At 65.1% G+C, this 12,423-nt stretch carries 11 protein-coding genes; 6 read left to right on the top strand and 5 right to left on the bottom strand.

All coding sequences use genetic code 11. The features are described 5' to 3' along the window. Positions 1-155: 155 nt before the first annotated feature. Complete coding sequence (locus KPL74_06090; protein QWT21573.1) at positions 156-1,148, top strand: GlxA family transcriptional regulator; 993 nt, start codon at positions 156-158, stop codon at positions 1,146-1,148. Here the strand turns inward: KPL74_06090 and KPL74_06085 are convergent. Beyond that, a complete protein-coding gene (locus KPL74_06085; GenBank protein QWT21572.1) occupies positions 1,105-2,475 on the bottom strand; it encodes an NAD-dependent succinate-semialdehyde dehydrogenase in 1,371 nt (456 codons plus the stop codon). The two genes, KPL74_06090 and KPL74_06085, sit on opposite strands and share 44 nt — an antisense overlap. A gap of 288 nt (positions 2,476-2,763) precedes the next feature. Between KPL74_06085 and KPL74_06080 the strand changes: the two genes are divergently transcribed. Together KPL74_06080 and KPL74_06075 are read left to right on the top strand one after the other, a co-directional pair. Beyond that, the gene (locus KPL74_06080; protein QWT21571.1) at positions 2,764-3,573 is read left to right on the top strand and encodes an SDR family oxidoreductase; all 810 of its coding nucleotides are present in this window, start codon (positions 2,764-2,766) and stop codon (positions 3,571-3,573) included. Between the two features lie 31 nt (positions 3,574-3,604). Beyond that, complete coding sequence (locus KPL74_06075; GenBank protein ID QWT21570.1) at positions 3,605-4,471, top strand: type 1 glutamine amidotransferase domain-containing protein; 867 nt, start codon at positions 3,605-3,607, stop codon at positions 4,469-4,471. A gap of 56 nt (positions 4,472-4,527) precedes the next feature. Here KPL74_06075 and KPL74_06070 read toward each other — a convergent pair whose 3' ends face one another. Beyond that, the gene (locus tag KPL74_06070; protein QWT21569.1) at positions 4,528-5,409 is read right to left on the bottom strand and encodes an SDR family NAD(P)-dependent oxidoreductase; all 882 of its coding nucleotides are present in this window, start codon (positions 5,407-5,409) and stop codon (positions 4,528-4,530) included. 153 nt (positions 5,410-5,562) lie between these two features. Between KPL74_06070 and KPL74_06065 the strand changes: the two genes are divergently transcribed. The 3 genes from KPL74_06065 to KPL74_06055 all read left to right on the top strand — a co-directional run bounded on the left by KPL74_06065 (position 5,563) and on the right by KPL74_06055 (position 8,061). Continuing rightward, positions 5,563-5,892: a hypothetical protein gene (locus tag KPL74_06065; protein QWT21568.1), complete on the top strand. Its 330-nt coding sequence runs from the start codon at positions 5,563-5,565 to the stop codon at positions 5,890-5,892. A 159-nt stretch (positions 5,893-6,051) separates the two neighbouring features. Continuing rightward, positions 6,052-7,188, top strand: coding sequence for a hypothetical protein (locus tag KPL74_06060; protein QWT21567.1), 1,137 nt, complete (start codon positions 6,052-6,054; stop codon positions 7,186-7,188). Between the two features lie 96 nt (positions 7,189-7,284). Beyond that, complete coding sequence (locus KPL74_06055) at positions 7,285-8,061, top strand: hypothetical protein (protein ID QWT21566.1); 777 nt, start codon at positions 7,285-7,287, stop codon at positions 8,059-8,061. On the opposite strand, the gene KPL74_06050 is transcribed toward KPL74_06055, so the two are convergent. The 3 genes from KPL74_06050 to KPL74_06040 are packed head-to-tail and all read right to left on the bottom strand — an operon-like array spanning position 8,042 to position 12,417. Then, positions 8,042-10,984 carry a M15 family metallopeptidase gene (locus KPL74_06050; GenBank protein ID QWT21565.1) on the bottom strand — a complete coding sequence of 981 codons (2,943 nt, stop codon included), beginning with the start codon at positions 10,982-10,984 and terminating at the stop codon, positions 8,042-8,044. The two genes, KPL74_06055 and KPL74_06050, sit on opposite strands and share 20 nt — an antisense overlap. A 12-nt stretch (positions 10,985-10,996) precedes the next feature. Then, positions 10,997-12,103, bottom strand: coding sequence for a hypothetical protein (locus KPL74_06045; GenBank protein ID QWT21564.1), 1,107 nt, complete (start codon positions 12,101-12,103; stop codon positions 10,997-10,999). Beyond that, entirely contained in the window at positions 12,100-12,417 is a 318-nt protein-coding gene (locus tag KPL74_06040; GenBank protein ID QWT21563.1) for a hypothetical protein, read from the bottom strand. Before KPL74_06040 ends, KPL74_06045 begins: the two co-directional genes overlap by 4 nt. Positions 12,418-12,423 lie beyond the last annotated feature (6 nt).

Genomic DNA, 12,423 nt, shown 5'->3' with positions numbered 1-12,423 from the left:
GCTCACAAGCCCTTGTGAGTCGGAAGGTATAAACCCCGGCATCCGGAAAAGCTAGAGTCATCCATGACGACGGAGTGCCCATGGCACCGTCGCCGTTCCGGACCCGACGAAAAGGATTCAGGGCGCATGCACCACTCTCCACAGGAGCGCCTCCTTTGCGTGATATCGCCTTCATTGTCTATCCCGGCTATTCCGTTGTGGCGCTGACGATCGCCATGGCCTTCGAGGTGGCCAATTCGGTTGCCTTCGGCCAGCCCTACGACCTGCACTTCGTCTCCGAGTCGGGCGGCCCCATCAGGACCTCGGCTGGGATGATGGTCGAGAGCGAAGCCTTCTCGGACATGCCGTTCGACACGCTGGTGCTGGGCGGTGCGACCCACCCGGTGACGGCGAGCGCAGGCCTCATTGCCTTCGTCAGGAAGGCGACGCGGCGCCATCGACGCATCGCCGCGGTGAGTACCGGCGCGTTCGTGCTGGCCGAAGCGGGCTTGCTGGACGGCAGGCATGCCACGACCCACTGGTTGCATGCCGATGAACTGCAGAGCCGGTTTCCCAGGGCGAAGATCGATCGCGATCGCATCTTCATGAATGACGGCCCGATCTGGACGACCGCAGGCGGAGCTGCCGGGCTGGACCTCGGCCTGAAGCTGATCGAGATGGACCTTGGCGTCCAACTCGCGGCATCCGTCGCGCGCGAGCTGGTGATCTATCATCGACGCAGCGGAGAACAGTCACAGTTCTCCGCACTCCTGGACCTGGCACCGAAATCCGACCGCATCCAGACGGCGCTGTCCTATGCGCGCGAGAACCTGCACCGTCCGCTGACCGTCGAAGACCTGGCGGACGCTGCTTGCCTGAGCCTGCGTCACTTCAGCCGCACCTTCCACGCCGAAACCGGCCAGTCGCCCGCGCGGGCGATCGAGTCGATGCGGGTAGAAAGCGCACGCGCCCTGGTCGAACAAAGCCGGCACCCCATGGACGTGGTCGCGCGCCAGACCGGATTCAGCGATCGGGACCGGATGCGCCGCGCCTTCCTGCGTTCGTTCGGGCAGTCGCCACAGTTGCTGCGCAGGTTGGCGAGGCGCGGCGCGTTCGCGACCAGGCTCAGTGACTCACAAGCACCAGCTTCTGGTTCACGAACTCCTTGATCCCAAGGTGCGACAGTTCACGGCCATAGCCGGAACGCTTGACGCCACCGAAGGGCAGTTCGGGCGCGGTGCTCGCAAACGTGTTGATCCAGACGCCACCCGTTTCGATCCGCGACGCCAGTTCACGAGCGCGCTCGATATTGTTCGAGAAGATCGCGCCGGCGAGGCCGAAGCGCGAATCGTTGGCCAGCTCGATGATCTCCTCGTCGTCCTGCACCACGTAGACCTGCGCCACAGGACCGAAGAACTCCTCGAAATACGCCGGGTTGTCGCGGGTCACGTGGGTGAGGATCGTCGGCTCGAAAAAGTTGCCGTCGCGCTTGATCGGCTGGCCACCGAGGTGCAGCGTGGCCCCATGCTCCACCGCGGCACGGACCTGCCTGGCGAGGCCGGCAACCGCGTCGGCGGACGAGAGCGGTCCAAGCTTCGTGGTCTCGTCCATGGGATCGCCGATCTTCACCTCGGCCATGGCCCTGGTGAACCGTTCGAGGAAGGTGTCGGCGATGGCGGCGTGCAACACGAAGCGCTTAGCGCAGATGCATTCCTGGCCACTGATGTGCAGGCGCGAAAAGACGCCGGCTTCCAGTGCCTTGTCCAGGTCGGCGTCGTCGAGGACGACGAAGACGTCGTTGCCACCCATCTCCAGGGTCGATTTCTTCAGGTGCTTCGCCGCCTGCGTAGCGATCGCCGTGCCCGCGCCTTCGGACCCGGTCATGGCGGCGCCCACCACGCGGTCGTCCGCGATGATGTCGCTGACCTGGCTGGAGGTGATGAACAGGTTGGCCCATGCGCCGTGCGGTGCGCCGGCCTCCCTGACCAGTTCCTCGAAGACCGTGGCGCAATGCGGGACGATGCTGGCGTGCTTGGCCATCACCGGGTTACCGGCGGCGAAGCTGGGCGCGAACACGCGCATGAGCTGGTAGTAAGGGAAGTTCCACGGTTCGACCACCATCAGCACACCGAGGGGATGGTGCTCGATCCATGCTTCGCCGAGCCCGGATTCGATCTTCACCGGGGCGAGGAATGCCTCGGCGTTGCGAGCGTAGAAGCGTGCGATCTCGGCGATGATCCATACCTCGTCGCGTGCATCGGAGATCAGCTTGCCCATTTCCTGGACGACGATCCGGGCCAGTTCTTCCTTGCGTGCATCGATGAGATCCGCAAGACGCTCGAGCACCTGCAGGCGCGGCTGGATCGGCGCCCTCGACCAGGATGACTTGTAAAGCGCGTGGGCGGCAGCCAGTGCGGCCTCGATATCGGCATCCGTGTGGTTCGGATAGGTCTTGACGACATTGCCCGTCGTCGGATTGATGGTTTGGTAAGCCATGTAGGTGCTCCTCTAGGAATCGAGGCCTGATCGTAGGCGTGTGGCGTTCGCTGCCATATGTCGGATAAGCACGGAATTCAGGCCATCGCCCGGCGTCGAGGGTGTCCTGAATCGCCATGTCTACGGCATGTTCGTCGCGCTATCGCGGAGCTATTCCTTGTGCGTCTGGGAAGGCGATTTCGGACATGGCCTAAATCATTGCATCTATGACATTGAGGATGCGGGCCGCCGTTCTCACAATTCAGTCCATGCACCGACACGTCGTCGGGCCAACCTGAGAGAAACGACATGACTCACTCATCCAAAGGTACTGCGCTCATCACTGGCGCCTCCACCGGTATTGGCGCCATTTACGCCGACCGGCTCGCACGGCGTGGCTATGACCTGATCCTGGTCGCTCGCAATGCCGAACGCCTCGATGCGCTGGCTGGCCGCCTGGCCACCGACACGGGCCGTTCCGTGAAGACCATCGCCGCCGACCTCAACGACAGGGCCGGCCTGGCCGCGGTCGAAAAGACCCTCCGCGAAGACGACAGCATCAGCATGCTGGTCAACAATGCTGGCATCGGCTCGGTTGCCTCGGTGCTGCAGGAGAACGTCGACGAGATGGAGGCGATGATCTCCCTCAACATCACCGCGCTCACCCGACTCACCTATGCGATCGCCCCGCGCTTCGTCGCCCGCGGCGCCGGCACGATCATCAACATCAGTTCGGCCGTCGCCATCGCCGTCGAGAAGCTCAACGGCGTCTACAGCGCATCGAAGTCGTACGTGCTGAGCTTTGGCCACGTGCTCCAGCGCGATCTCGCCGACAAGGGCGTGCGTATCCAGACCGTGCTGCCTGCCGCCACCGGAACCGAATTCTGGGACGTTGCCGGCTACGCGCCGCAGAAGCACTCGGAGAACACGATGACCGCGCAGGACCTGGTCGACGCGGCACTGGCCGGCCTGGACCTCGGCGAGCTCGTGACCATCCCGAGCCTGCACGACAACAACGAGTGGCTCGCCTGGGAAAAGGCACGCCTCGCCATCTCCCCGAGCTTCACCAATGCGAAGCCGGCACCGCGTTACCTGCGCACAGCCGCTGGCAAGGCCTGATTCAACTCCCCCTATCACCGAGGAAACGATCATGAATATTTTTAAATGGAGCACGGCCGTGCTTGCCATGGCGACGGCCGGCATGGTGACACCGACGGCGTCGGCCCAGTCCAAAGGCAAGGTACTGGTGGTCATGTCCAGTGCCCACGAGCTGGACCTGAAGGACGGCAAGACGTACTCGACGGGCTACTACCTCAATGAGTTCGTCGTGCCGTACCGCAAGCTGGTCGACGCGGGATACGAGCCGGTCATCGTCAACCCGAACGGCGACGAACCCGTGATGGACGTCAATTCGAACAACAAGATGTTCTTCGGCGGCGACGATGCGGCACGCGCCGATGCGCTGAAGTACGCCCAGGGCATCGCCCAGCTGAAGCACCCGAAGACGCTCGCATCGGTCGTGGCCGAAGGCACCAACGGTTACGTAGGCCTGTTCATCCCGGGTGGCCATGCGCCCATGGTCGACCTGCTGAAGGACAAGAACCTCGGCAAGATCCTGGTCAGCTTCCATGACACGGGCCGTCCGACCGGCATCATCTGCCACGGGCCGATCGTGCTGCTATCGGCACTGAAGGATCCGGATGCCTTCGTGGCGTCGATGATCGCCAACGACGGCAAGGCCAACGAGCTTGCCAGGGGCTGGCCGTATGCGGGTTACCGCGTGACCGTGTTCTCCACCGGCGAAGAGCAGCAGCTCGAAGGCCCGCAGGGCCTCGGTGGGTCGGTCCAGTTCTATCCAGTGAACGCGCTGGCCGAAGCCGGCGCCCATGTCGATACGGTCGCCAACTGGCACAGCAACGTGGTCGTCGACCGCGAACTGATCACCGGCCAGCAGCCGATGTCGGCCCCGGAGTTCGGTGACGTGCTGGTCGCCAAACTCAAGGCACACAAGCATTGATCGATTGGCGGGCGTGCGTGACGCACAAGCCGGGGCTAGCTGCCCCGGCTTTCCTGTCAGCGATACATCGACATCACGACCTTGTCGAACATGCGGTCGGACAGCCAGCGCCGGAGGAACAGCATCGTCCCGGCAAGGCCGCCTCCGTGGTACCGCGTCGCCGGTCGCGTGGTGCGCAGCGCCTTGACCACCAGGTCGCTGATGACGCTCGGCGGTGGTGCATTGCCCGCACGGGCATGCCATGCCTGGAAGCTGGACGAGAGCCTGGCATACGCGCCGCGGCCAGAATACCGGTCGGCTTCTTCCGCGGCGATCCCGCTCCATTCCGATGCGATGGCGCCTGGCTCGATCACGATGACGTCGATACCGAACGCACGCACCTCGTTGCGCAGTGAATCGGAAAAGCCCTCCAGCGCATGCTTCGACGCGTGGTACCAGCCGCCTAGCGGTGTCGCCAGCTTTCCACCGATCGACGAGATGTTGAAGATCTTGCCAAAGCGCCGTGCCCGCATGTGCGGCAAGCAGAGCTGGATGAGCCGTGCCGGCCCGAACAGGTTGACCTCCATCTGGCGGCGGGCTTCTTCCATGGGGACGTCTTCCAGTGCGCCGAACTGGCCATAGCCCGCATTGTTGATCAGCACATCGATCCGGCCGTGGGCAGCGATGATCCGCTCGACCGCGTCGACCATCGATGCATCGTCGGTAACGTCCATCGCGATCACGGTCCCACCGGCGTCGGACACATCCGTCATGCGGACCGTGCGGCGCGCCGCGCCATAGACGATATAGCCTTCGTCGATCAGCCTCAGCGCGAAATCCTTGCCCATGCCGGACGATGCACCAGTAACCAGTGCGACGGGCTTATTTACGTCATCACTCAACGGAATGTCTCCCGATCGGGCCCGGCACAGCGCCGGGAATCCCGGGATCGTAGACATGCCATGGGGCGCCGGCCATGGCGGATAAACGTCGATTCCGGCCATGGCTGTCCATCGGCGTGCCGGGTGCACACGCGGCAGTCACTCCTCTTGCACGCCTCCGGGCGAACGCTGCCACCTGTCGGCCCATCGGTGGGCCGGCTGGGAGTTGGCATGAAGCTCTGGTTTCTCGCCCTGGCGTGTATTCCCGCCGTCGCATCCGCGCAATGGTCATCCTTCGACGCACGCGATCACCAGACGGTCGACCCCTTCTCGGTGAGTGCCTGCAGCGATGCCGCCAGCCAGGAAGTGCGTTCGCGCATGCCCTCGGCGGGTAGCGTCAAGGTCCTGCACTCCGATGGTTCGGTCGCCGGAGACAACCGCGTCGACGTATCGGGCGACGGGAGCTTCGCCGGGACCGGTGGCTCCGGGCAGACCTTCACCTTTCGCTGCAGCTACGACGTCAAATCACGGACGACATCGGGCGTGACCGTCGTGCTTTGATGGATCTCGCCAGCTGCGACGCGCTGCGAAGTTTTACTTAACTCCTTCGCCCTATGTGTTCCGCAGGGAGCGAACACCGTATAGACCTGCGCCTGCGACACGCAGAATATCGCGAGCGTAGGGGGATCCGGCGGCCTTCATACCGGAAGGAGTCAGATCATGGCAGCTCGCAGCGTGCGGTGTCTGTTTAGCAACCAGACATCGTCATTCCTCTCGTACGTCTCCGATCACCACGACCATGGTCAGTTCACCGACCCCTGGTATCCGCCTGCAAGCATCGCGCCCGGCGGGATGGCGGAGTGGCGTTCCGAATCCGATGGCTTCATGACCGGAACGGAAGGCACCGTTCGCTATAGCACGGCCGTGATCGAAGGCAGCTCGGGACATACCGAATTCCTCGACGTGCACTGGGACAACCCCTTCATCGGGGGAAACTCCGCAAACGCCACGGCGACACTCGATTTCAGCAACGCGCCTAGCAGTGTGTTGAAGGTCGCATGGTTCATCGAGGCGAACGGTGAGACGCCACCCAACCTGGCGAAGGCCGAAGGCGGCGACGTCGAGGCCTCGTTAGATGGATTCCTTTTCGCGCCATATTTCATCGCCAACTGGAACGTCAGGTCGTACAACGACGCGAACGCGTTCTTCGCCGTGAAGGAGTCCTCGCCGCCCCAGTTCGTCGGTGACTTCCCGGGACCACCGACCGGCGCGAAAACGATGCAGTTGAATACCGACCTCAAGCCCGCCGAATGGGCAGGGCACTGGTCGTCGGGTGCGGTGTCGATCACGCTGGTCAGCAAGAGCGGCAAGGTGATGACGGCTTACATCACGGACAATTCGACCAGCCCCGCGCTGCAATTCCAGCAGGACTTCTCGCTGGGACTGCCGACCTGGGTCGCGGACCACATGGTGGCCTCCGTCATCCAGTCTCGCACCGACGGCTCGGGGCCGTTGGCGAGCGTGTTCACCGCCGCGGCAAAGACCACGGCGATGGCCTTGCAGGGCAAGGATGCGGGACCCGCCCACAGCCTTTTCGAGAAGGCCGCGGAGTCGCTCGCGAAGACGCATGACGTCGCCATCAGCAAGGCGGGGCTGGCGTCGGTGAGCAAGTCGATCGGAGCCTACCTGGCGGCCAGCAAGTACACCGTGGCCCTGGCCCAGGGCGTCTACCTCACCCTGTACGACCTGTTCACCGGCACGCAGCGAACAGGGCAGGTGATGCGCTACGAACGCCACGGCGTAGGCGGCGTCATCGCGTACACGGTGGACCTCAGTTATGTGATCAGCCTGCACTGACGATCGGTTGCACGGGGATATGGCGGGTGGACGGCCGGGGGAATAGGCTAGGGCTCCCGTAGACCAAGGGGCCCAGTGCCCAAGGCAAGGCGAGTCATGAAGTCCACCCTCCTGGCCGTGGCGATCGCCGCGGCGGTCTTTTCCGTTACGGCGGCATCGGCCGCGCCGCCTGCCGCCAACCCCGCCATCGCGGCGGCGGTGGCCGGTTCGCACCGCCCGGCCAAGGACACCGACGAGGACGCGGTCCGGCACCCGGCGGAGCTGGTCGCCTTTTCGAAGGTGAAGGCCGGCGACACGGTGATGGACGTGTGGCCGGGTGGCGGTTACTGGAGCCGGTTGTTCTCGCCGGTGGTCGGGCCGAAGGGCAAGGTCTATGCGTACGTCCCGGCCGAGATCACCAGCTTCAAGAGCGACCCGCTGGCCATCGCCAGGGCGCTCGCGGCCGAACCGGCGTACCACAACATCGAAGCGATCTCGGACCCGCTTGCCTCGCCGCCGCCCGCGAAGATGTTCAACACCTTCGACGTGATCTGGACCTTCGAGAACTACCACGACCTGCACGACAGCTTCATGAAGGGGGCGAGCGTCGACGCGTTCAACCAGGCCGTGTTCAAGCTGCTGAAGCCCGGCGGCTATTACGTGATCGTCGACCACGCGGCAGCGAAGGGGCAGGGGCTGAAGAACACCGAAGACCTGCATCGCATCGAGGTGGCCACCGTGAAGGCCGAAGTGGAGAAGGCCGGCTTCGTGCTCGACGAGGAATCCGCGCTGCTGGCCAACGCGGCGGACGACCATACGATGAAGATCTTCGACCCGGCGGTGAAGGGCAAGACCGACCGCTTCATGCTTCGCTTCAGGAAGCCCGCGAAGTAGCGTACGCCACGCCGGATCGCGGCCTGTACGGCGCGAGCTCGCGGGCCCGCGGGTGCTGGCCGGTGACGAACCAGCGCTTGCGGCGACGGACCTGGTCGGCCCAGCGTTGCGCCGATGTCGTGGCAAGGACGTCCGCGATCGCGAGCAAGACCTCGGCTTCGGGGATGGCACCTGCGCCGAAGCGGGCCGTCAGCGCCTTCATCGCCTGCTCGACCAGGACACGGCGCTTTTCCACGCCATCGAACTTCTTTTTCGTCCACCATTTGCCGTGGCTGGCCACGGCGTCGAACATGAAGCAGAACGACTGCTCGCTGGTGAGGTGGAACGCCTGGCAGTAGTAATCGGCTCGCGCGAGCAGGTCGCGGACGTAGCGCACCTGGATCTTCTGGAACGCCGTGTCCTCGGAGAGCGCCTTGAAGTAACCGACCCACGGCTGCCGCACCGTCCAGATGCGCTTGCCCCGGGCACCGATCGACGAGGTGTTCATCTGCTCCACGGCGAAGCGATGCTGCTCCTTGATGCCGTCGCTGTCCTTGCGGGCCAGCAGCTGCAGGAACCGCGATGCATCCGTGCCGAACACCCGGACCCAGCGATCGGGGTTCTCTTTCGCGAAATCGCGTAGCAGGGGCTGCAGGCTACCGGTGCCGATGGTCCAGTTCACCATGCCGAAGGAAAGGCCCTGGCCGTCGAAGTTGCCGCTCAGCCCATAGAAGCCGCCGGGCTTACCGGTTTCGAACAGGGTGGTGATCTCCACCGCGCGCTGTTCCGAAGCGGTCAGGCCACTGCTGGCAAGGCTCGTCTCGTCTTGCGCGAATGCCAGTGTTTCGTCCGCCTCGGCGTACGGCGTTGTCTCTTCGCTGGATTCCGCACCCCATTCCATGTCGCGGCTGTCGTTGAACGCGTCGAAGCGCGAGGGGCTGTCCTCGTTGCTGCCCGCGCCCGGCGCATCCTCCGAAGCCAGGCTGTCGGCCTCGGTGACCTGGCTGGCGAGATCCTCGCCTTCATCGAAGGCCTCGCCCATGCCTTGCTCATAGGTTTCGTTATCGGCTTCGGCTTCGCTCGCCACCGACGGTAGGGCGGCGAGGAGACGGGGCAGGTAAGTGGCGGGTATCGAACAATGCGCCACCTTGCCAGCGTCGACGGGAATCACGGAAAGGCGGCCCTGGCTCGTCGTGGCGAGCTTGCCGAACTCGCGGCCACGCAGGCCGGTGGTCAGGTCGCGCTCGGCTCCCTTCGCATGGCGATAGACCACGGTGGCCTGCAGGTCGTCGCGCGAGGCGAGCCACGCCCGCCAGTCGGCGATCGGTGCCGAGTACGTGGTGTCGAGTGCCCAGACGTGGGTGGGCTGGCCGAGCGCACCCGCATGCATGGCGGCCGACGCATGCGCATGGGCGAGGGCATCGAAGAAGCCGTAGGCACGCGAGTGGCCGGAGAGAATCAGGCGCGAGAGCCGGGGTGGCGTCGCGGCACCCGTCAGCATGCGGGCCTGCTCGAGCGCTTCCGCCGCCACGGCGTTGAAGTTTTCCGGCTGGGCCAGCCGGTGCCACTTCGGGCCGAAGGCCATGCCGTTCGCGGCGAGGTGCTCCCAGTCGAGGAAGGGCACCAGCAGCACGATCGGCCGTCCGGAGGCTTCGACCAGCGCACCGAGCTCGAACGGGCGGCCGGTGATGAACGACGCCGGGCGGTTCTTCAACACCGGCTTGCACAGGTCCAGGCCGTGGGCGAAGACGAGCATCTCCACGCGCGAGGCGTTTCGCGCGGCTTGTGTCACGTAGACGGCGACCCTGACGCCCAGGGCCTTCGCCGTGAACGTACGCACCGATGCCGCGCCCGGCGCTTCGTCTTCGGACTCGGAGGTGACAGGCGAACCCTGCGGCGCTTCAAAGCGCGCCTTGAATCCCGGCGGGTTGTACTCCCAGTGCCACGGCTCGTTGCGATACGGGAACCAGCCGAAGTCGCGGCCGCGCAAGGCCATCCACTTGTAGACCGGTGACCGGTACATCCGCACGAGGTTACCCATCTTCGCGGCGGTCCCCGCCTTCGCGGCACTGGCGCGGTCGACGCGCGTGTTGATCTCCTTCACCGGCAAGCCGCCGACGCTCATCTGCAGATCGATGGCGAGGCCGTACATGTGCGCCGACACACCGCGGGCGGCGGCATTGGGATTGGGCTGGTTCGCGCTGATCGACGCCTGCTGCGTCCGGCTCCGCCACGACGACAGGATCACGAGCCCGACGCCATCCGCCCGTGCGGCATCGCGCATGCGGGTGAACGCATCGCGCGCTTCGGCAAAGAGCTTTTGCGCGGGCTGCCCGGGCACGGGCCGGGCGGGATGTTCGTGGAAGCGCAGCATCGACGGTACGCGGCGTTCCGGCGTTACCCCGGCCATCGCGTTGAACAACGAGCGTGCGAGGGTCCAGTGCCGCTTGATCTCGTCGGTGGCGTGCTCGCCCCTGGGAACATTGCCGGGAAACTCGATGCCCGACCAGTCCTGGCCGAGGAAACGGTCGCGCATCGCCGCATCTGGCAGGCGTTCCATGGCCGAGCGATCCAGGGCCAGGACCCATGCGCGTTGCTGTGCCGTGAGTGGTGTCGTCGTGGTGGCAGGCTCTTCGGCTTCGGGGTCGGCATACTCCTGCGATTCGCCCACGGCATCGGTCTCGCTGGCGTCACGCTCTTCGTCGTCCAGGTGTTCGAGCGACGGCGCCGCGGTGACGCTGGGCATGTCCAGCCATGCCAGCTCTTCGCCGGCGTACGGGTCGGCCGCGAGGCCGGATCCGTTCTCGTCGCTCTCCCGGGCGAAAGGCGATTCGTCGAACGCGTGCCACGTCGGTTCGGTGTCCAGGGCCTCCCGATCCCCTTGTCCCAACGCGAACGGCGTATCCAGGCCGAGTTCGTCGTACGAGTTAGATGGGCTAGACATGGCGTTACTTCCTCATTGCACGCTGACGAGCCGCGGACGCTGGGTATCGACGGGCTTGGCACGCACCTTCAGGTCCTTGCCCGTGGCGGCGGCCCACTCCGTGATCAGGCGACGGCTCTCTTCGCCGATCGGGTCCGGCGAACCGGGTGGCGCCGTCGCCGGCGGCTGGTCGAGGTAGAGAACCCACGCGGTGCCTTTTTTCACGACGTCGGACTCCAGCGTGCGCAGGAACAGCGACAGGTCGGGCGCCATGGCGAACATCGCCTCGGACCGGCCGTGCGCAGGCAGCCCCACCTTCAGGCCGAGTGACTTGCAGCGGCTGGCCTCGTCCGTGCCGGTGACACCGCAGTCCCTGATGAAGGGCGTGTTGGCGTTGAAGCTGAGCTCGGTCCAGCCCAGCACCGTCGCTGCCGCAAGCTCCTCGCGGTCGAGCAGCTGCTGTTGCCGCCGGGACTGCAGGGTGAACTGCAGCTCCTGGGCAATGCGATAGATCCGGTCGTCGTCCGACGAGTTCACGCCGGAGGAGTTCTTCACGTTCGAGATCGCCTGCCACACCTCGAACAACAACTCCTCGAACAGGTGCACGAACTGGGTGTTGCTGACGTTGGGGCGGTCGTAGGTGGATGGCTGGTTGTCGTCGGTGCCGAAGGCCAGCTGCACGCCGAACACGCGGTCGTAGGCATTGCGGCGTACGTCTTCGGCCGGCCGGCGCACCTCGCTGGTCGACAGCCACGGCGGCAGCGGATTCGCCGCGCCGAACAGCAGCGACTCGGTCGCGTCCAGCCAGCGCTGCGTATCCACCAGCGGGATGCCGAGGCTTTCGCCGGAGCGGAATGCTCGCACCACGCGACGCAGGATCTGCACGGCGCGGGTGTTCTCCAGCGCATAGCTGTAGCCGAGATGGTCCCACGCGCGATTACCGCTGGGCGGTGCGAATGGCGCGAACTTCCCCGTGTTCAACAAGGCCTGTCGCGCTGGCCCGATCGGATGTCCCGCTGCGCTCCACACCTGCTCCATGTGCAGGGCCAGGTCGAGCGGATCGGCGGTGAGCACTTCCAGGGCCGCTGCATTCTGCGTGTAGCCCGCATCGATCATGCGCTGGATAAGCTGCTGGATCATGGCGTGCTCCAGGACGGGTGGGGTGTTTCGAGGGAGCCGGTACCGATCCACGTCGGCCGTTTCAGTTCCGCGCGGACGTGGGCCAGGCGGGCCATGTCCTTCGGATCCATCGGCGTACGCCGCGGCGGGGTAAGCTCGGCCAGAGGCTCCAGCTGCGCGGATAGCTTGCAGAAACCGTTGATCAACACGTTCTCGACCGCGTTGGTGCCGATCAGCTGTCGCACCAGCACCCTCATCTCTTCCATCTCGCGGCGCATGTCGGCGAGATGCTGCTGGCTTTCCTCACCGGGCTCATCGGGTGGTTGCTGACGCATGTCGGT

It is taken from the genome of Bacillus sp. NP157, from assembly GCA_018889975.1.
GTDB lineage: Bacteria > Pseudomonadota > Gammaproteobacteria > Xanthomonadales > Rhodanobacteraceae > Luteibacter.
The sequence above is the reverse complement of the archived record's forward strand: the minus strand, read 5'-3'. Positions and strand labels throughout refer to the sequence as shown.

What these genes read in the sequence shown, in the direction of transcription:
- KPL74_06085 (QWT21572.1), bottom strand. Translation starts at nt 2,475, where the DNA reads ATGGCTTACCAAACCATCAATCCGACGACGGGCAATGTCGTCAAGACC.
- KPL74_06080 (QWT21571.1), top strand. Translation starts at nt 2,764, where the DNA reads ATGACTCACTCATCCAAAGGTACTGCGCTCATCACTGGCGCCTCCACC.
- KPL74_06075 (QWT21570.1), top strand. Translation starts at nt 3,605, where the DNA reads ATGAATATTTTTAAATGGAGCACGGCCGTGCTTGCCATGGCGACGGCC.
- KPL74_06070 (QWT21569.1), bottom strand. Translation starts at nt 5,409, where the DNA reads ATGTCTACGATCCCGGGATTCCCGGCGCTGTGCCGGGCCCGATCGGGA.
- KPL74_06065 (QWT21568.1), top strand. Translation starts at nt 5,563, where the DNA reads ATGAAGCTCTGGTTTCTCGCCCTGGCGTGTATTCCCGCCGTCGCATCC.
- KPL74_06060 (QWT21567.1), top strand. Translation starts at nt 6,052, where the DNA reads ATGGCAGCTCGCAGCGTGCGGTGTCTGTTTAGCAACCAGACATCGTCA.
- KPL74_06055 (QWT21566.1), top strand. Translation starts at nt 7,285, where the DNA reads ATGAAGTCCACCCTCCTGGCCGTGGCGATCGCCGCGGCGGTCTTTTCC.
- KPL74_06050 (QWT21565.1), bottom strand. Translation starts at nt 10,984, where the DNA reads ATGTCTAGCCCATCTAACTCGTACGACGAACTCGGCCTGGATACGCCG.
- KPL74_06045 (QWT21564.1), bottom strand. Translation starts at nt 12,103, where the DNA reads ATGATCCAGCAGCTTATCCAGCGCATGATCGATGCGGGCTACACGCAG.
- KPL74_06040 (QWT21563.1), bottom strand. Translation starts at nt 12,417, where the DNA reads ATGCGTCAGCAACCACCCGATGAGCCCGGTGAGGAAAGCCAGCAGCAT.